The sequence below is a fragment of the Sphaerisporangium sp. TRM90804 genome, from assembly GCF_029846175.1.
Lineage (GTDB): Bacteria > Actinomycetota > Actinomycetes > Streptosporangiales > Streptosporangiaceae > Sphaerisporangium.
Map to the genome: position 1 here is coordinate 24,242 of NZ_JARWAC010000019.1, position 19,496 is coordinate 43,737.

At 71.7% G+C, this 19,496-nt stretch carries 14 protein-coding genes; 6 read left to right on the forward strand and 8 right to left on the reverse strand.

The genetic code is table 11. The annotated features are described in order from the left end of the window. Positions 1-70: 70 nt before the first annotated feature. The gene (locus tag PYR91_RS24415) at positions 71-1,477 is read left to right on the forward strand and encodes an amidase (RefSeq protein WP_279783182.1); all 1,407 of its coding nucleotides are present in this window, start codon (positions 71-73) and stop codon (positions 1,475-1,477) included. Positions 1,478-1,543: 66 nt separating this feature from the next. Here PYR91_RS24415 and PYR91_RS24420 read toward each other — a convergent pair whose 3' ends face one another. Next, positions 1,544-2,170: a hypothetical protein gene (locus PYR91_RS24420; protein WP_279783184.1), complete on the reverse strand. Its 627-nt coding sequence runs from the start codon at positions 2,168-2,170 to the stop codon at positions 1,544-1,546. Positions 2,171-2,285: 115 nt separating this feature from the next. On the opposite strand from PYR91_RS24420, the gene murA reads away from it, so the two are divergent. Further along, entirely contained in the window at positions 2,286-3,590 is a 1,305-nt protein-coding gene (gene murA / locus PYR91_RS24425; RefSeq protein WP_279783186.1) for a UDP-N-acetylglucosamine 1-carboxyvinyltransferase, read from the forward strand. A 53-nt stretch (positions 3,591-3,643) separates the two neighbouring features. Next, positions 3,644-6,055 (forward strand): transglycosylase domain-containing protein, encoded by a 2,412-nt coding sequence (locus tag PYR91_RS24430; RefSeq protein ID WP_279783188.1) that lies wholly within the window; start codon positions 3,644-3,646, stop codon positions 6,053-6,055. 17 nt (positions 6,056-6,072) lie between these two features. Here PYR91_RS24430 and PYR91_RS24435 read toward each other — a convergent pair whose 3' ends face one another. From PYR91_RS24435 to PYR91_RS24445, 3 genes are all read right to left on the reverse strand, one after another. After that, positions 6,073-7,110, reverse strand: a complete 1,038-nt coding sequence (locus PYR91_RS24435) for a CocE/NonD family hydrolase (RefSeq protein ID WP_279783190.1) — start codon at positions 7,108-7,110, stop codon at positions 6,073-6,075. An 85-nt stretch (positions 7,111-7,195) separates the two neighbouring features. Further along, positions 7,196-7,390, reverse strand: coding sequence for a DUF397 domain-containing protein (locus tag PYR91_RS24440; RefSeq protein ID WP_279783192.1), 195 nt, complete (start codon positions 7,388-7,390; stop codon positions 7,196-7,198). Further along, complete coding sequence (locus PYR91_RS24445) at positions 7,381-8,082, reverse strand: DUF5753 domain-containing protein (RefSeq protein ID WP_279783194.1); 702 nt, start codon at positions 8,080-8,082, stop codon at positions 7,381-7,383. Before PYR91_RS24445 ends, PYR91_RS24440 begins: the two co-directional genes overlap by 10 nt. Positions 8,083-8,359: 277 nt before the next feature. Here PYR91_RS24445 and PYR91_RS24450 point away from each other — a divergent pair, with 277 nt between their 5' ends. Beyond that, entirely contained in the window at positions 8,360-8,626 is a 267-nt protein-coding gene (locus tag PYR91_RS24450; RefSeq protein ID WP_279783196.1) for a hypothetical protein, read from the forward strand. Continuing rightward, a complete protein-coding gene (locus PYR91_RS24455) occupies positions 8,623-9,030 on the forward strand; it encodes an ATP-binding protein (protein ID WP_279783198.1) in 408 nt (135 codons plus the stop codon). The genes PYR91_RS24450 and PYR91_RS24455 overlap by 4 nt, the downstream gene beginning before the upstream one ends. Before the next feature lie 15 nt (positions 9,031-9,045). On the opposite strand, the gene PYR91_RS24460 is transcribed toward PYR91_RS24455, so the two are convergent. The 4 genes from PYR91_RS24460 to PYR91_RS24475 form a co-directional block, all read right to left on the reverse strand. After that, a complete protein-coding gene (locus tag PYR91_RS24460; RefSeq protein WP_279783200.1) occupies positions 9,046-9,654 on the reverse strand; it encodes an RloB family protein in 609 nt (202 codons plus the stop codon). 5 nt (positions 9,655-9,659) lie between these two features. Further along, positions 9,660-10,952: an ATP-binding protein gene (locus tag PYR91_RS24465; protein ID WP_279783201.1), complete on the reverse strand. Its 1,293-nt coding sequence runs from the start codon at positions 10,950-10,952 to the stop codon at positions 9,660-9,662. Between the two features lie 269 nt (positions 10,953-11,221). Further along, positions 11,222-14,743, reverse strand: a complete 3,522-nt coding sequence (gene dnaE / locus PYR91_RS24470) for a DNA polymerase III subunit alpha (RefSeq protein ID WP_279783203.1) — start codon at positions 14,741-14,743, stop codon at positions 11,222-11,224. A gap of 320 nt (positions 14,744-15,063) precedes the next feature. Continuing rightward, entirely contained in the window at positions 15,064-16,089 is a 1,026-nt protein-coding gene (locus PYR91_RS24475; protein ID WP_279783205.1) for a chorismate mutase, read from the reverse strand. A 317-nt stretch (positions 16,090-16,406) separates the two neighbouring features. Here PYR91_RS24475 and PYR91_RS24480 point away from each other — a divergent pair, with 317 nt between their 5' ends. Next, positions 16,407-19,481: a serine/threonine-protein kinase gene (locus PYR91_RS24480; RefSeq protein ID WP_279783207.1), complete on the forward strand. Its 3,075-nt coding sequence runs from the start codon at positions 16,407-16,409 to the stop codon at positions 19,479-19,481. The last annotated feature ends 15 nt before the right edge of the window (positions 19,482-19,496 follow it).

The window sequence follows — 19,496 nt, forward strand, 5'->3', positions numbered from 1 at the left end:
GCCGTCGTGTCGCGGCGATCGGGCGAGCAGACTGGCGGTAGCCGCCAGTCGCCTGCCCGAGGAGCGAGAAGTGACCGAGCTGCACTACATGTCCGCCACCGAGCTGGCCGGGTTGCTGCGGGGTGGGCGGGTCAGCGCGGTCGAGGTGGCCGAGGCGCATCTGCGGCGGATCGAGCGGGTCAACGGGGAGGTCAACGCGATCGTCACGCTCACGGCCGAGCGGGCGCTGGACGAGGCGCGGGCCCTGGACGAGGCGTTCGCCCGGGGCCGGGAGCCCGGCGCGTTGCACGGGGTGCCGATCGCGTTCAAGGACCTGACCGACACGGCCGGCATCCGCACCACGTACGGGTCGCCGCTGTTCGCCGACCACGTGCCGGACGCCGACGCGCTGGTGGTGCGGCGGGCCCGTGAGGCCGGGGCGGTGACGGTGGGCAAGACGAACACGCCGGAGTTCGGCACCGGGTCGCACACCGTCAACGCGATCTTCGGGGCCACGCGGAACCCCTACGACCTGGGCAGGAGCTCGGGCGGCAGCAGCGGCGGCGCGGCGGCGGCGCTGGCCTCGGGCATGGTGGCCCTGGCCGACGGGTCCGACATGGGCGGGTCGCTGCGCAACCCGGCCTCGTTCTGCAACGTCGTCGGCCTGCGTCCGACGCCCGGGCGGGTGCCGGACGCCTCCCCCACCCTGGCCTGGTTCACCCTGGGCGTCTCCGGCCCCATGGCCAGGACGGTCGCCGACGCGGCGCTGATGATGAGCGTCATCTCCGGCTTCGCGCCCACCTCGCCGTTCGCCGTCCGCGAGGACGGCTCCGCCTTCGCCGGGCCGCTGGAGCCCGGCGTCGAGGGCATGCGGATCGCCTGGAGCCCCGACCTCGGCGGCCTGCCCGTGGACCCGGACACCGCCGCCGTCACCGCGCGCGCCACCGGCGTGCTGGCCGACCTCGGCGCCAAGGTGGAGCAGGTGGAGCTGGACCTGTCGGAAGCCGAGGACGCGTTCCGCACCTACCGCGCCTGGTACTACGCCACGACGTTCGGCGGGCTGCCGCGCGACGGGCTCGGCGCCAACGTCGCCTGGAACGTCGAGCGGGGGCGCGAGGTCACCGCCGCCGACCTGGCGAGGGCCGAGCGGCTGCGCAGCGGGCTCTTCCAGCGCATGAACGCCTTCTTCGACTCCTTCGACCTGCTGGTGGCCCCGGTGAGCCAGGTGCCGCCCTTCCCGGTCGAGCAGCCCTACGTCACCGACGTCGCCGGGACGCCGATGCCCGACTACCTCGCCTGGATGCGCTCGGCCTACTGGGTCAGCGTCCTGCACGCGCCGGCGGCCTCGGTGCCTGCCGGCTTCACCCCGGGCGGCCTGCCCGTGGGCGTGCAGATGGTGGGCCGCCCGTGGGCCGACCACACCGTGCTGCGCGCCGCCCACGCCTTCGAGCGCGCCACCGGCCACGGCGCCGTCCGCCCCGCCCTGGGCGGCTCCTGACCCGGACGCACGCCGACCGGCCCGGACGGCGGCGGTCTCGGGCGCCCGCGACCCCGCCCGTGCCCGCTACCGGCGCTCGGGCGGTGGCGGAAGGGGCGACGGCGGGCCGGACGGCGGCGGCGGCCCAGACGACGGCCCGAACGACGACGGCCCGAACGACGGCGACCCGGGCGGCGGCAGCGGCGGCGCTCCCCCGTACGGGGTGCGCAGCGGGGACTCGCGGTAGCCCTCGACGGACTCCATGATGCCGAAGACCGCCACCGCCACCAGCGGCCAGCTCAGCAGCACCCCGTACGCCGTGACGGCGAGCACGTTCACCGTCGTGCCGACGCCGGCCGTGCCGGGGGCCGCGGCCTGCACGGTGGAGGCGTTGAGCGAGGTGCCGACGGCGAGCGTTAGCCCGCCGGCGGCCAACCCGCCCACGGCGAGCCCGGCCAGCAGGGCCACCGGGCGGCGGTTGCGCGCGACGAGGTAGCCGACGACGCCGCAGGCCAGGCCGGCCACGGCGGTGACGCAGGCGAACCAGCCGTCGGCCGCGATGAGGGACTGCGTGGTGGGATCGGCCAGCTGCGGGCCGCCCTCGGTGACGAGGTACGCCGTGCGGGGTGCGAGCGCCGACCACAGGAGCCCGGCCGCGGCGCCCAGGACGGCCAGCACGACCACGGTAAGCGCGAAGTCGCGCAGATGTCGCACCCGATCACCTCGCCTCACCGCCCCCGCGCCGGCCCGCGGATCTGGCATATGTTACCGACGCGGGACCGCCCGCCGCGCCCGAGAGCATTCCCGGCACATGGTTAGGCTGTCCCCCGTGAGCGAAGAGGTATGGCTTATCGAGCCGTCCGGGCCTCTCCGGGGGGACGTCGAGGTACGCGGATCCAAGAACGCGGTGTCCAAGCACATGGTCGCCGCCATGCTGGGCAGCGGGCCGAGCACGCTGCACAACGCCCCGGAGGTGGGCGAGGTCGGCATCACGGCCGCGATGCTGGAGGCACTCGGCATCGAGGTCGAGATCACGCCGAGGGAGATCACGCTGGAGCGTGGCCCCGAGATCAGGCCACGGGTGCCCGAGGCCTTCACCGGCCTCAACCGCATCCCGATCCTGATGCTCGGCCCGCTGCTGCACCTGGCCGGCGAGGCGTACGTGCCGCTGGTCGGCGGCGATCCGATCGGCCGGCGGCCGGTGAACTTCCACGTCGAGGCGCTGCGCGCGATGGGCGCCGAGGTCGAGGTGCGCGACACCGGCATCTTCGCCAAGGCCACCCGGCTGCGCGGCACCCGCGTCGAGCTGCCCTATCCCAGCGTCGGCGCGACCGAGACCATCCTGCTGTCGGCCGTGCTGGCCGAGGGCAAGACGGTGATCAAGGGCGCCGCCACCGAGCCCGAGGTCGTCGAGCTGGCGCTGTTCCTGCAGCGCATGGGGGCGCGCATCGAGCTCAGCCCCGACCGCCGCATCGTGATCGAGGGCGTCGAGCGGCTGCGCGGCGCGTCGACCTGGCTCGCGGGCGACCGCATCGAGGCGTTCTCGTACCTGGTCGCCGGGCTGATCACCGGCGGAGAGGTCCGGGTGCACGGCTGCCCGCAAGATCGTCTGGTCACCGCCATCACCACGCTCGCCCGCATGGGCGCGCAGTTCGACATCACCGACGACTGGCTGACCGCCTCGGCGCCCGACGGCCTGCGCGCCGCGGCCGTGCAGACCGACACCCACCCCGGTTTCATGACCGACTGGCAGACCCCGCTCATGGTCCTGTTCACCCAGGCCGAGGGCATGTCGGTGCTGCACGAGACCGTGTTCGAGAACCGGCTGGTCTACGTGCCCGCGCTGCAGAAGATGGGCTGCGAGATCGAGATCTTCAACGTGTGCCTGGGCGGTCCGGCGTGCCGGTACCACGACACCAACGCCAAGCACTCGGCCGTGGTGCGGGGTGTCTCCAAGCTGCGCGGCGCCGACGTCACGCTGCCCGACATCCGCGCCGGGTTCTCCGGGGTGCTCGCCGCCGCGGTCGCCGAGGGCACCTCGACGCTGCGCGGCGTCCACCACATAGAGCGGGGATACCACCGCGTATTCGATCAGTTCACCTCACTTGGGATGAAGATCAACCGCCAAGCGTAAAGAATCAGCGGCCGGACGTTTGCGGACGTTCCGGCGGTCGCACTCTTATTTCCGTGACCTCGGGTTCCGACGGCCGCCGCGCGCCCGGCGGCGAGCCCACGCAGCACCGCCCCAGGGAGCGCCCGGTGCCGGTGAGCATCGCGGCGCTCGGGGTGGCGGGCGTGGCCGGAGGGCTGCTCGCGGCCGCCGTCGCGCTGCCCGTGGTCGGCGGGGCGGGCCTGTTCACGCGCAACGCCTCGCGCGACTTCTTCGACGTGCCCACCACGCTGCGCGAGGCCCCGCTGCCCGAGCGCACGAAGCTGCTGGACAAGGACGGCAAGCAGTTCGCCCAGTTCTACGTGCAGAACCGGCAGTCCGTCCCGCTCGGCCAGATCGCACCGGTGATGCTGAAGGCGATCGTCGCGATCGAGGACTCACGGTTCTACAAGCACGCCGGGCTGGACCTGCGCGGCACCCTGCGCGCGATCATCGCCAACACCAGGGCCGGCAAGATCGAGCAGGGCGGCTCCTCGCTGACACAGCAGCTCGTCAAGAACATCCTGCTGCAGAACGCGCACTCGGAGTCCGAGCGCGACCTGGCCCGCGCGCCGAGCGTCCGCCGCAAGCTGCAGGAGCTGCGGTACGCCATGGGGCTGGAGAAGAAGTACACCAAGGAGCAGATCCTGGTGCGCTACCTCAACATCGCCTACTTCGGCGGCGGCGCGTTCGGCGTGCAGGCCGCCGCGCAGCGCTTCTTCGGCACGACCGCCGCCGACCTGACCCTGGCGCAGGCCGCCACCCTGGCCGCCGCGGTGCGCACGCCGTACCTCACCGACCCCGCGCTCGGCGCCAAGCATCGCGCACGGCTGCTGGAGCGCCGCGACCTGGTGCTCGACCGCATGACGCAGCTCGGCATGACCGCCAAGACGCTGACGGACGCCGCCAAGGCGACGCCGCTCGCCCTCAACCTGCGCCCGGAACCGGGCGGCTGCTCCGAGAGCGCGTACCCGTTCTTCTGCCTGTACGTGCAGAAGGACATCGTCGCCAACCCCGTCTTCGGCCGCAGCCGCGCCGAGCGCGAGCGCCGCCTGTACCGCGACGGGCTGGTGATCAGGACGACCCTCGACCCGCGGATCCAGAAGGCGGCGGAGAAGGCCATCTCCTCGTACGTGAACCCCGAGGACGACCAGGTGGCGGCCGAGGCGATGATCGAGCCGGGGACCGGGCGCATCCGCGCGCTCGCCGCGAGCAAGCTGTACGGCGTCAACCCCGGCGACCGCAACGACGGCCCGCGCACCACCTTCAACCTGCCGGCCGACACCGCGCACGGCGGCGGGCTGGGGTTCCAGGCCGGGTCGACGTTCAAGGTGTTCACGCTGGCCACGGCGCTGGCGCAGGGGTGGCGGTTCGACCAGGGCTTCGACACGCCGGGCAGCTTCTCGCCCTCCTCGGGCTACAAGGACTGCTCGGGCAGGAAGGTGAACGACCCGGGCGCCGTCGTGCACAACGCCGGCGGCGAGGGCAGGGGCGGCCCGTACAGCCTGTCCACCGGCACCTGGCAGTCGGTCAACATCTTCTACATGATGCTGGAGCGCGACGTCGGGCTGTGCGAGGTCGTGCGCACCGCGAGGGCCGTGGGCATCGCCCGCGCGGACGGCCGGCCGCTCAGGGAGGTGCCGACCTTCACGCTCGGGTCCAACGAGATGGACCCGGTGACGGTGGCCGCCGCGTTCGCGGCGTTCGGCGCGCGGGGGCGGTACTGCCGGCCGATGCCGGTCCTGGAGATCGTCGAGCGGCACGGCAGGCGCACGCCGATCGCGCCGTCCTGCTCGCAGTCGATCGAGCAGGAGGTGGCCGACGCCGTCAACCACATCCTGACCGGGGTGTTCACCCGGGGGACGATGAAGGGCCAGGGCATCGGCCGCGACGCGGCCGGCAAGACCGGGACCAACAACGGCTACACCTCCGCCTGGTTCGCCGGCTACACCCCCGAGCTGGCCGCGGCCGTCAGCCTCGGCGACATCAGGGGCGCCTACAAGTACCCGCTGACCGGTGTGGAGATCGGCGGCCGGCAGTACGGCGGCGTCCAGGGGGCCACCCTGCCGGGGCCGATCTGGGTGAGCTCGATGACCCGCGCGCTCCGCGACGTCCCGGCCACGTCGTTCTCCCCGCCCGACACCGGGCGCTTCGGCGGCGGCACCACCCCGGGCCTGGCCCCGGAGGACATGCTCGCCGACCCGCGCGCGGAGGCGGACGGGGACGACCGCGACCGCGGCGAGGGCCGCCGCCGGCTGCGCCGCCAGTGGCACCGTCCCGCCGACGACTGGAACCCGTTCTGGCCGGTCCCCGACTACGGTCGGCCCGCCGCCCGTCCCCGCTACTACCGCGACGAGCACGGAGAGCCGTACCTGGACACCCCGCCCCCAGGCCGCTGGACCCCCCGCCACCACGACGAGTGGCGCCCCCGCCGGCCCGACCACTGGTGACCCGCCCGGCCCAGCCTTCATTCCCCGGGCGGCTGGGTGACCGGAACCACGACCCGTGAGATCGCCAGTTCGATCGTCCGGCGTGACGGCAGCGTCTTCGCCGAGGTGGCCGGGTCGTCGCCTGTTCCCAGGTTCCGCTCCCAGCGCGGATGCGACCCGCCCGCGACGACCAGCCGGATCCGGCTGCCGCGCGCGAACCGGTGCGCGACGGCGTCGAGCTCCATGCGGATCAGGCCCTGAGCCGTCGAAGGGTCGAGCCGGACGAACCCGTCGCCGACGTTGCGTGAGCGGCCCCGGGCGTCCACTTCCGACACGCGGACGAACAGGTCGGCGAAGGGATTGTCGGAGGTGTGGCCCAGCTCCACGACCGGGCCGCCGACGACCTCCAGCTCCGTGACCAGGGGGTCTGAGGTGAATGCCAGCACATCGGAACGCGCGGCGAGCGCGCTGTCGTCCGTGTAGCCGGCGGTCACTCCCGGGGAGACCTGCGTGACGAACGCGCCGCCGTACGTGGGCGTCGGCTGGGCCGGGTCGTAGGTGAACGCGCTCACCTCTCCCGCGCCGGCCGGTCGGGCGGCCAGGAGCCCGCCGGAGCGGGGGTACAGGATGTGCTCGACCGTCGCCGGCGGCCAGGCCGGAAGGTCGCGCCATCCCGCGCCGGGGCCGTCGACGAACACCCTGACCGGCGTGGCGCGGTGCCGGGCACCGGATCCTGCCAGATGCTCGTCGAACCAGGCGAGGGCGTCGGGGAGCAGGACGCGGGCCCTCTCGACGCCCCCCTGAGCATGCGTCCACGGGCCCATGGTGAGCCCGGCGTCGACGCCCCGCCCGGCCAGCCGCGCGTACCCCGCGAGCGTCTGATGAAGGAAACCGTCCTGCCAGCCACCCTGCAGCAACACGGGGACGTTCGCCCGATCCAGCGCTCGGGTCAGGTCGGCGCGCTTCCACCATGGGTCGCCCAGATCCCGCCGGCCGACCCACTCGCGGTACCAGGGCGCCCTGCCGTCCATCAGCCCTTCGGCGGCGCCGGCCAGCGGAAGCGTGTCCCCGGCCATGCGCGTCTCCCGCCAAGCCAGGCGTCACCTGACAAGGAGCTCGGCACGCCCTACGCCGCCCGCGAGTGACGTGACGACCACGCCGTCAGATGACTCCGGCCTTCGCACTTCCGAGGAACGCGTGCCATTCCTCGGGAGTGAAGACGAGAGCGGGCCCCTGAGGATTCTTGCTGTCGCGAACGGCGACGACGCCCGGCAGGTTGGACGCCACCTCGACACACGTTCCACCGTCTCCGCTAGACCGGGATGACTTACGCCACTTCGCGCTACTCAGGTCCATCGCGCCATCACTTCCTTGATGAGGTCTAGCGACAGGTTCTTGGGGAAGGCCGCAGCTCGCAAGGCGTCGTAACGCCCCACCAGCGCGGTCATGGTCTCGCGTTCTCCAATGGTGAGACCACGTGGTGCGCTCTCCACGTACACGCTAGACGGTACTCCGCTTAGCTCGGCGATCGTGAAGGAAGCCTGCAGCCCGACGGCGGACCACGCGGCGTAGGGAACGATCTGAATGGTCACTCGTGGGTGCTCGGAAACCTCAAGGAGTCGGGCCAGTTGCTCACGCATCAGGTCGGCCTCCCCCATGGGTCGATGAAGGACGCCTTCATCGATGAGGCTCAAGACCATGGGGCCGCCTTCACGGATCAGAATGGACTGGCGCTCCCTGCGGTTCCCGACCCGTTGTTCTACGAGTTCAGGCGTGATCCCCGGCTCGTCCTCGAAAATCCGGCGGGCGTAGGACTCAGTCTGGAAGAGCCCTGGAATCAGGAGCGGATCCCAAATCTGGAGCGCGGACGCTTGAGCCTCCAGCGCCATGAAATTCCTGAAATGCTCCGGAGCCATCTCCCATCTCGTCTTCTTCCATAGGTCGTAGAAGACGCCGTCCAGCTTGAATGCCTTGTCGCAGGCTTCGGCGAACCTTCGGTCGGGTCTGCGCTTGAGGGTCTCCAGCATGCCTACCGTGCTGACGGCCACGGTGAGCTTCCCGGCCAGGTGTAGTTGGGTCCATCCCACGTTCAGCCGCTGTCGGCGTAGCTCGTATGCGAAACGAGCTAGCGGGGATTCATCAGGATTGATCTGTATTGGGTTGGGCATGCCCCATTTCTCCTACGGTCTCACGTGGCCTCACGAAAGCGGTGACGGTCTCGCTAAAACCGTGGAGGGAACGCGAGACCATTTCTCTGCCCGAAGTTACCGGAAGGCCGCACGCTTGGGAGGTCGAATTCCTTTCTACAAAAACCGGAGGACGCTCGTGAAATCGCGCGATCGGCGGGAGGAACAGTACATTCACCTGGTCCGGCTGGCCTGGGACCTGCACCGGCGAGGCCTGAGCGCGGCCGTCGACCTGCCCAGCCGGAAAGAGCCGGTTCTCCTGGTCCCCCGGACGACCGGTCAGCTGAAGGTGATGGCCTGGGCACAGAACGGCCGATGGTTCTTCACCTGGGGACGAGGGCGAGCCCAGCGGGTACGGGCGCTGGCGCGCGACGCCGCCGATCGAATCTGGGTGGTCGCACGATGAGGCCGGCCACCCTGCTCGGCGTCGTCGAGCTTCGCGGCGCGACCAGTTCGGTCACGCTCGCGCGGGCCTACACGCGCGGACTGCTTCTGGCCGCCGGATACAGGGAACTCGACGACGTCGAACTTCTGGTCGGTGAACTCGTGGCGAATGCCATCAAGCACTCGGAATCCGGGCGTAAGCCAGACGGCATGGTCCGGCTGCGGGTGTACGCCGACACCGACACCGTCCATGTCGACGTGACGGACGAAGGCTCCCCCGGCCCTCTCCCCCAGATCCCCGCCCAGGCCGACCCCCTCAGCGAAAGCGGGCGCGGCCTGTGGCTGGTGCGCGAGATGTCCACGTCCTGGGGCTGGACGCAGGACGCGGCGACCCGAACCGTCTGGTTCGAGATCAAGTGCCACTGAACGCATCCGGATATTTCATGGTTCGATCGCCTCCAGGAGCTCACCCATGGTCGACGACGGGTTGTCGCGGGGAAATGACGTCTGGTTCTGTGCGTGGCGCTTACCCAGAGACGCGGCCCGCTGGGACGCGAGGTGGCGACGTTGCAGGTATTTGGCGGCATCCACTCGTTTCCCGGAACGACCGTCGAGTGCGCGACTCCTGCGTTCCGCCTCTGCGGTGGTGATGAAGGCCGTCTGCTCTTCGAAGTGAAGGATCAGCCACAGTTCGAAGCACGGGTTGGATATGGCCAGGCGAATCCCGTGCTCCTTCGCCAGCCGAACGGCTTCGGCCAGGTTCGGGTGGTGCTGCGGCCATTCGACGTCGAAGACGCACCAGCACTCGTCGACCTCGTCGTCGAGACCGCGCTCGATCGCCCGCTTCACCAGGATCAGCGGCACTCCCCGATCAGGGGCGACCTCGATGTTGATCGACGTGTTGGCGCGGACGTCCGGGAGTCGCTTCAACCCGTTGATGTAGTCCGGCTCTGAGGCCTCACCCTCGCAGAACACCACGAGGGTCTTGCGTTCTGGACGGCTGGCCGTACGCCGCCTGAGGTCCTTCGCCTTCGTCCTTCGCGGTGTCATCCCACTCAGCCGATCAAACCCAGCGCGCGGAGCAACTCGGTGCGGTCGACATCGGGGAGCGCGCCGAACCGGCCGTGCAGGTATGCCCTCTCCAGGTTCTGCGACCTCCTGACCCGCTCCCCGGCGAACTCGGCGAGCGCGCCGAGGCGGGTCGAGCCGTCCTCCGCCTTCTCGGTCAGCCATACCTCGTCGCGGTTGAGGTTGTTGAGCAGGCTCGTGTCATGAGAGGTGAAGATGAGCTGTGCGCCCTTCGGATTCGTCGCCGGATCGTGGAACAGACGGATCAACTGCGTCGACAGCGTGGGGTGCAGGCTCGCGTCCAGTTCGTCGAACAGCAGGAGCGATCCGGACCTGAGCGCGGCCAGCACCGGGCCGATGAGCTGGAACCAGGTGCGCGTGCCCTCCGACTCCGCCGCGAAGTCGAGCGGTGCCCGCTCGTTCGCCGTCCGGTGCACGAGGCGCACCCTTCGCTGCGCGCGCCCGCGCGAGGCGGGCCCTCCTTCGGAGTACACAGTCTCGTGATCATCGATCAGCACGTCGTCGATGCCGAGGTCGGCGAGTCGGAGCAGGGCCAGCGCCTGCGTTCGATCGGCCCGGGAAGGGCTGTCCAAGCCCTCGAACCCGGGCAACGTCAACTGGTCGCGATCGGGAAGCTCCTCGAACCAACGCAGGGTGGAACGCACCGTGCCCGCGACCTGGTAAGAACGCTTGTTGCGCGACCTCAGCCCAAGGGTCTGGGTCGCCAGCAGATCGCGGGCGAAGCCGGAGACGAGAGGCTCGTCGAACCGCCGGGCGATGGACAGGGCGAGGGTGCGCGACGTCAGGAGTTCGCGCGTACCGGACAGCGCGCCGAGCCCGCGCTGCAACCTCAGGTCGTCGCCTTCGCGTTCGAAGATCCGCCGCCGCTTCTTCTCGGGGTAGTGGAACAGGGCCTCGTAATGGATCGCCTGCCCATCGAGCTCCACGACGTACTCGAACCGGACATCCGACACGACCGACTCGATGGTGAACTGCGACGGCCGGTCCTTGCCGTCGGCGAACGCGAACGGCTCGATGGGGATCTCGTCGTCCCAGAACCGCAGAGACTCGAAGACGGCGGCGCGCATCCACGTCAGGGCCGCGATGACATTCGACTTGCCGGAGGCGTTCGGGCCGAAGACCGCGGCCACGGGCAGGAGGCTCTCCCCGAGGTTCGCCGCCAGCCTCGCCTCGGGCCGATCTTGGTCGACGGCGACCATCGACAGCTCCACGGGATCGAGGATCGAGCGGAAGTTCGCGACCTCGAAGCGAATCAGCACGGCACCTCCCCCCTGCATCAACGCGGTCATCATAGCCCGCGATCCGTCGATTTTCGGCGAGGATGGGGCTCTGCCTGCGCGAAATCCGTCGACACACTCCTGACGGCGGAACTGTGCCTCGGGTGAACCGCCCCTGCGCGTGACGGGCCCCGGGGCCGCGGGTCGGCGAGCGCCTGAGCGATGCGGGTCGCCTCTGACAGGGCGTGCCGGAGGCACCTTTCCCAGCCGGGCGGCCGCTTTCACACGTCGGCGCGGGCCGGCCGGGGTGGTCAGGCGCCGATGCAGGCGGGGCCGAGGAGTTGTTTGAGGTCGCCCATCAGGGCTGGGGAGGGGGCGACTCGGAGGCGGTCGTCCAGGCGCATGACGGTGGTCTTGGCGCCGTTGTGCAGCTGGAGGTGGACCTCGGTGTTGCCGCGGTGGGTGACCAGGACCTCCTTGAGGCGGCCGATCACCGGGGGGGTGCAGCGGGTCACCGGGAGGCTGACGACCAGGGGGCCGCCGGCCGCCATCGACAGGTCGGGCGCGGTCACCTCCATGGCGACGACCTTGGCGACGTCCTCGCGCTTGTCGAGCCTGCCCTTGACGAAGACGATGGCGTCCTCGGCGAGCAGCGTGGAGCACAGCTGGTAGGCCGACGGGAAGATCATCACCTCGATGGAGCCCTCCAGGTCCTCCAGGTTGGTGAGGACCCAGGTGTCGCCCTTCTTGGTGACCTTGCGCTGCAGGCCGCTGAGCAGACCGCCCACCGTGACCACCTGCCCGTCGGCGCGGTCGTCGGACTGCAGGGAGGCCACCGAGCAGTCGGCGCCGGCCGACAGGATGTGCTCCACCCCGAACAGCGGGTGGTCGGACACGTACAGGCCGAGCATCTCGCGCTCGAAGACCAGCAGGGTGGACTTGTCCCACTCCCCCGGCGGGATCTGCACGTCGAAGGTCTGGTCCTCGGCGCCGTCGATGGAGCCGAACAGGGAGTCCTGGCCGATGGCCTCGTTCTTCTTGATGTCGATGATCGCGTCGACGGCCTGCTCGTGCACCATGAGCAGGCCCTTGCGCTCGTGGCCGAGAGAGTCGAAGGCCCCGGCCTTGATCAGCGACTCGATGACGCGCTTGTTGCAGACCAGCGCGGGCACCTTGCGCAGGAAGTCCTTGAAGTCGGCGAAGCGGCTCTTCTCCTTGCGCGCGGCGATGACGCCGTCGACGACGTTGGCGCCGACGTTGCGGATCGCCGACAGGCCGAAGCGGATGTCGGTGCCGCGCGGGGTGAAGTCGAAGTCGGAGTCGTTGACGTCCGGCGGGAGCACCTTGATGCCCATGCGGCGGCACTCGTTCAGGTAGAGCGCCGACTTGTCCTTGTCGTCCTTGACCGAGGTCAGCAGCGCGGCCATGTACTCGGCCGGGTAGTTGGCCTTGAGGTAGGCGGTCCAGTAGGAGACCAGGCCGTAGGCGGCGCTGTGCGCCTTGTTGAAGGCGTAGTCGGAGAACGGGAGCAGGATGTCCCACAGCGTCTTGATCGCCGCGGCGGAGTAACCGTTGTCCTTCATGCCCTGCTCGAAGGACTCGAACTGCTTGTCCAGCTCGGACTTCTTCTTCTTGCCCATCGCGCGGCGCAGGAGGTCGGCCTTGCCGAGCGAGAACCCGGCGACCTTCTGCGCGATGGCCATGACCTGCTCCTGGTACACGATCAGGCCGTGCGTGGTGCCGAGGATCTCCTTGAGCGACTCCTCGAACTCCGGGTGGATCGGGGTGATCTCCTGCTGGCCGTTCTTGCGCAGCGCGTAGTTGGTGTGGGAGTTGGCGCCCATCGGGCCCGGGCGGTAGAGCGCGCCGACGGCCGAGATGTCCTCGAAGTTGTCGGGCTTCATCAGCCGCAGCAGCGAGCGCATGCCGCCGCCGTCGAGCTGGAACACCCCCAGCGTGTCGCCCCGGCCCAGCAGCTCGTACGTCTTGCGGTCGTCGAGCGGCAGCTGGAGGAGGTCGATCATCGTGCCGGTGTTGCCGTGGATCGCCTTCAGGCAGTCGTCGATGATCGTGAGGTTGCGCAGGCCCAGGAAGTCCATCTTCAGCAGGCCGAGCGTCTCGCAGGTCGGGTAGTCGAACTGCGTGATGATCGCGCCGTCGGCGTCGCGGCGCATGATCGGGATGTAGTCGGTCAGCACCTCCGCGGACATGATGACGCCCGCGGCGTGCACGCCGGTCTGCCGGATCAGGCCCTCCAGGCCCCTGCCGAGGTCGATCGCCTGCTTGACGTCGACGTCCTCCTCGTAGAGCTTGCGCAGCTCGCCCGCCTCGTTGTAGCGGGGGTGGTCCTTGTCGAAGATGCCCGACAGCGGGATGTCCTTGCCCATCACGGCCGGGGGGAAGGCCTTGGACACGCGGTCGCCGAGCGCGTACGGGTAGCCGAGGACGCGCGCGGCGTCCTTGATGGCCGCTTTCGCCTTGATGGTGCCGAAGGTGGCGATCATCGCGACCTTGTCGGCGCCGTACTTCTCGGTGACGTAGCGGATGACGTCGGCCCGCCGACGTTCGTCGAAGTCGATGTCGACGTCGGGCATGGACACGCGGTCGGGGTTGAGGAACCGTTCGAAGATCAGCCCGTGCGGCAGGGGGTCGAGGTCGGTGATGCCCAGCGCGTACGCCGCGAGCGAGCCCGCCGCCGAGCCGCGGCCCGGGCCCACGCGGATGCCGTTGTTCTTGGCCCACATGATGAAGTCGGCGACGACGAGGAAGTAGGAAGGGAACCCCATCTGCAGGATGACGTTCATCTCGAACTCGATCTGCCGCTGGTGCTCCTCGTCGACGCCGTCGGGGAAGCGCCGCGCCATGCCCGCGTGGATCTCCTTGCGGAACCAGCTCTCCTCGGTCTCGCCCTCCGGGAGCGGGTAGGTGGGCATGAGGTTCTTGAAGCCGAACATGCCGGACGGGTCGACCTTCTCGGCGACCAGCAGGGTGTTGCGGCAGCCTTCGGCCCACAGCTCGGAGGAGTCGACTGCCCGCATCTCGTCGGCGGTCTTGATGTAGTAGCCGCTGCCGTCGAAGCGGAAGCGGTCGGGGTCGGAGAGCTGCTTGCCGGTCTGGATGCACAGCAGGGCGTCGTGGGAGGTGGAGTCGGACTCGTAGGTGTAGTGCGAGTCGTTGGTCACCAGCGGCGGGATGCCGAGCTCCTTGGAGATGCGGGTGAGCCCGTCGCGGACCCGGCGCTCGATGTCGAGCCCGTGATCCATGATCTCCAGGTAGTAGTTGTCGCGCCCGAACAGCTCCTGGTACTTGGCGGCGGCCGCCACGGCCTCGTCGTACTGGCCGAGGCGCAGGCGGGTCTGCACCTCGCCCGACGGGCAGCCGGTGGTCGCCATCAGGCCCTCGGCGTGCTCGGCGAGGGTCTCGGCGTCCATGCGGGCCCACTTGCGCACGAAGCCCTCGGTGTAGGCGCGCGAGGAGAGCTTCATGAGGTTGCCCAGGCCGACGGCGTTCTTGGCCCAGATCGTCATGTGGGTGTAGTAGCCGCCCGCCGAGACGTCGTCGCGCTTCTGGTGCGGCTCGCCCCACAGCACGGGCTTCTTCTGGTGGCGCGACCCCGGGGCGACGTAGGCCTCGATGCCGATGACCGGCTTGATGCCGGCGGCGGTCGCCTGCCGGTAGAAGTCGTAAGCGCCGTGCATGTTGCCGTGGTCGGTGATCGCGATGGCGGGCATCTGGAGCGTGCCGACCTGTTCGAACATCTGCTTCAACCGCGCCGCACCGTCGAGCATGGAGTACTCGGTGTGAACGTGCAGATGCACAAACGAATCAGCCATGCGGGCCGTCCCTTTCCCCTCGACCGGTGCGGCGGATCAGAGCCTACGCCGAGTCGGCCACCTCGCGTGGCACACGGGGCCCGCCAGACCCAATCGTGATCCGGCATCCCAGCGGCCGCCGCGGCCGGGCCGCCGGGACGATGCCCGGCGGGCCCGAGGCCGACCTCCCCCCATTCTCCCCCGCACGCCCCCCGCCCAGGTGCGGGCCCGGTTCCGCGCCCGCACCGCAGATCTTCGTGAGCGCCCCGCCGAGGGGATCCCGCTCGCAGGAGAGGCGTGCGTGCGATGGAGGGGGCGTCGCGGCGGGCCGCGCGGGGGGCTCAGTCGTGGTCGGGGCGGTGGGCGGCCAGTAACTCCGAGGCGGGGGGACGGGGACGGCCGGCGGGCGGGGCGGCCAGGCGACGGCTTTCCCGGGCGCGGGACCTGCGCTCCTCGGCCAGGTGGAGGCCTGCCTCGATGACCGCGTTCATGACGGTCGCGAGCCGCCCCTCGCCCAGCGCCGGGGCGCGGCGGGCCATCGCGGCTACCAGGCGGCGCTCGCGGTCCATGTCACGCCCGGCGAACCCGCCGACGGGCTTGAGCCGCTGCACGGTGCCCGCCAGGGCCGCGCGCCGCTCCAGCAGCACGGCGAGCGCCGCGTCCACGCGGTCGATCGCCTCGCGGGCGTCCGTCACGGTGTCCGGAGCCTCCGGGCGCACCAGGGCGCCCACCACCGTCACGGCCTCGCGGGCCGCCAGGACGGCGTCCGGCGCGGCCCCGCACGCCAGCCACAGGCCGTCGGCGCCCGCGGCCACCGCCGCGGCGGCCAGCCCGGCGCCCTCCCCGGGCGCGGCCAGGACGGGCATTCCCGAGCGCCGTCCGGCCGCGTGCACGAGGGCGAGGTCGGCCGAGGCGAAGGACGCGCCGCCGGGCTCGCACAGGACGACGTCCTGGTTGCCCTCGTCGTGGCAGTGGCCGGCGAGGCGCAGCCAGTCGTCCAGGGAGTCCGAGGGGCCGCGGCGCACGACGACCGGCATGCCGAGCCGCGCGGCGGCCCGCAGGAGCGGCAGGTCGCCGGGCCCGGCCACGACGCCGTCCGCGTGCAGGGCGACCAGGGGGAGGTCGTCGGCCGAGCCCGGCTCGGCGAGCAGGGGGCCGCCCCAGCCCGCCCTGGCCGACGTCAGCGCCTCCCCCGCCGCGCCGCCGGACAGGCTCACCCACCGCAGGTCCGCGCCCGGTTCTCCGGCCGGGCCGCCGGCGCCGGAGTCCCCCGCGGGCAGGCCGGCCACGACCACGGCGGCGCCCTTCCCCACGGTCACGCTCGCGATGCGTACGGCGCTCACGCCCGGTCGCCCGTTCGATGACATGTCGGCTCCCTCTCTGGGCGCCGGCCTCGCCATCCGCGAGCCGGCGGGTGTGTAGAGAACACGAAAGGCAGAGACGCTCTTCGTCTCCGCCTCGGCCGGCTTTGGATCGTCCGCTAGTTCATGTGAACGCGAGCGGGCCCTTCCGCAACCGGCCGGATAAACACGAAATAGCAAGTCATGGCATCGAGAGTAGCAGGGAGGGCGCCAGCAATCGGACACCAGATCTCAGAATCCGGACAGTCTGGGGTACCAGCGCGTTTGCGTGCCCGCACCTCTATGGGACGATTCATTTTCCTGAAAGGGGGTAGCTCGGGGTGATGTCGGATGCACGGCCGGGCGGACGGCAACAGGGACGGCGCGTCGCCGGCCGCTACCAGCTACTGGAGTCCATCGGCCGTGGCGGCATGGGCATCGTCTGGCGCGCCCATGACGAGCTGCTCGACCGCGTCGTCGCGGTCAAGGAGGTGCGGTACCCCGGCGACCCCCAGGACGACGAGATCGCCGAGCTCAACCGCCGCACGCTGCGCGAGGCGCGCGCGGCCGGCAGGCTGAACCACCCGAACGTCGTGGTCGTGCACGACGTCATCGAGGAGAACGGCCGCCCCTGGATCGTCATGCAGCTCGTCGACGCCCGCTCGCTCGGCCAGGTGCTGCGCGACGACGGCCCGATGCCGGTGCGCATGGTGGCCGACATCGGCCTGCAGGTGCTGGAGGCCCTGCGGTCGGCGCACGCCGCGGGCGTGCTGCACCGCGACGTCAAGCCCGAGAACGTGCTGCTCACCCAGGACGGCCGCGTGGTGCTGACCGACTTCGGCATCGCCCGCATGGAGACCGACACCACGATGACGCGCACCGGCCTGGTGGGCACGCCCGCGTTCATCGCCCCTGAACGGCTGAGGGGTTACCCCGCCCAGCGCGAGTCCGACCTGTGGTCGCTCGGCGCCACGCTCTACGCCGCCGTCGAGGGACGGCCGCCGCACGACAAGGGCATGGCGATGGCGACCATGCACGCCGTGCTCAACGACGAGCCCGAGCCCGCGCTGCGCGCCGGGCGCCTCGCCGCGGTGCTGAGCGGCCTGCTGGAGAAGGATCCGTCCAGGCGGCTGACGTTCGACCAGGCGTCGCGCATGATGCGCGCCATCGCGGAGGACCGCTCCTCCGCCCCCGCCTCCAGCCAGCGGACGATGCCGCCCACGCCCCTGCCCGAGCCCCCGCCCGTCACCGGCCCGGCGCGGCCCGCGGCGGCCGTGCCCCCGGCCGCCGCGCCCCCGGCGCGCGAGGGCATGCGCGACCGCGCCGAGCACGCGCTCCAGCGCATGCGCTCGTTCCGGCAGGCCCCGCCCCGGCGCCCGGCCGACCCCGCCCCCGCGGGCGGGCGGCCGTCCCCCGCCGTACCGCCCCCGAGCGTGCCGTCCACCGGGGTGTCCGCCCCCGGCATGCCCTCCACCGGGGTGTCGCGGCCGGGCGTGCCCGCCACCCCCGCGCCGCGCGACGGCCGCGATCCCGGCAAACCCGGCACACCCGGCACGCACGACGACGGCCATGGCCCCGGCGGCGCTCAGGCATTGAACGCCCCTGCGCCGGCCATGCCGGCCACGCCGCCCGAGACGCCCGCTCAGGAGGAGTCCCGTCCGCCCGCGCGGGCGGACGAGCCCGCCGAGGCCCTCGTCCCCGAGCAGGCCCCTCCCGCGCGGGCGCAAGAGGGCGACGCCCGATCGGCGCCCGAGGACGCGCCCGCCGCCGAGTCCGGCGACTCCGGCCCCGCCGGGGCCGCGCCGGCCGCCGAGGCCCCCTCCCGGGACTCCGATGCGCCGTCGCCCGACGCCGAGGAAGCGGTCGCGCAGGGCTCGCCCGCCGAGGCCCCCTCCGACGCCTCCCCCGCCGCGGACGCCCCCGCCGACCCGGCACCGCCCGTCGCCGACGCGCCGAACGCCGGCTCCTCCGGCCCGGTCGAGCCGGACGCCGTCTCCGCCGACGCGGCACCGTCCGGCACGGCCGCGTCCAGCGCGGGCACGTCCAGCGCGGGCACGTCCAGCGCGGGCACGTCCAGCGCGGGCACGTCCGGAAAGCGGGCACCCACCGACGACACGCCGTCCGACGCCCTTCCCGAGCACGACGCGGTTCCGCGCAGAGCGGCCGCATCCGGTGCGGCGGCGGCCTCCGGCGCGGCCGCGCCGGGCGCGGTCCCCTTCAGCAACGTGGTGTCGGCCGGCACGGAACCGGGCGAAGGCTCGCCCGAAGAGGCGGACGCCGCCGAACCGGACGTCCCCGCCCCGGACGCCGACGCCGCGACGCCGGGGGCCGGGCAGCGGCCCGGCGCCGCCGAGGAGGCGGGGGACGCGCGGGTCGCGTCGGCCCTGCGCGCCGAGCCGGTGGAGACCGGGCGCCCGACCCAGGTCCCGAGGCAGGGCAGGTTCCCCGCGGCCGACACCCGTCCCGAGACGCGCAGGCGTCCCTACGGCGCCGGCCCCGACAGGCAGGCGGCGGCCCGCCCGGCCGCCGGAGCCTTCGCCGCGACGGCCCGCGGGACGGCCGCGCTCTCCGGCGACCCCGGCGCGACGTCGGTCGAGCCCGCGCCGGTCTCCCCGGCCGACGGGCACACCATGCGTCCCGCCGGCGGCCACCCCGCCGATCCCGGCGGTTTCGGCGGGCGGCCGGAGGACGGCGAGGACGGCCGGCGCCCGCCGGTAATGAAGATCCTCGTGGTGGCCCTTCCCGTGCTCCTGGTCGTGGCGGGGGTCGCCATGTGGCTGGGGGCCCAGGACGCCGGCACCCCCGCCGGGGCCGCCGGCCCCACCGGCGCCACCTCCGCCCCCGCGCCGTCGTCCGGCGGCCCCACCGACCCCTCGACCTCCAACCCCTCGTCGGAGTCGTCGCCGCCGGTCTCCCCCAGCGCGTCGGCGAGCCCCTCGCCCAGCGCGTCTCCCAAGCCCGAGTCCTCCAGCCCCGCGGCCGCGCCCGACGGGTGGCGCGTCCACAAGGACAGCACCGGTTTCTCCCTGGCCCTGCCCAAGGGCTGGAAGCGCGCCGAGCAGAACGGGACGCAGATCTACTTCCGCGGCCCCGACCGCAACAGCTTCCTGCTGATCGACCACACGAGCAGCCCCAAGTCCAACGCCAAGAAGGACTGGGAGGACCAGGAGCCCTCCGCACGGGGGCGCTTCCCGGGCTACAAGCTGATCCGCATCAAGTCGGTGGACTACTGGAAGACCGCCGCCGACTGGGAGTTCACCTACAGCGCCGGGGGCGGCCGCGCGCACGTGATCAACCGCGGGTTCGTCACCAGCAAGAAGCACGGGTACGCGATCTACTGGAAGACCCTGGACAAGGACTGGAAGAAGAACCTCGACCTGTTCGAGGGGTTCACCTCCACCTTCAAGCCCGCCAAGTAGCCTCCCGGCGCGCCC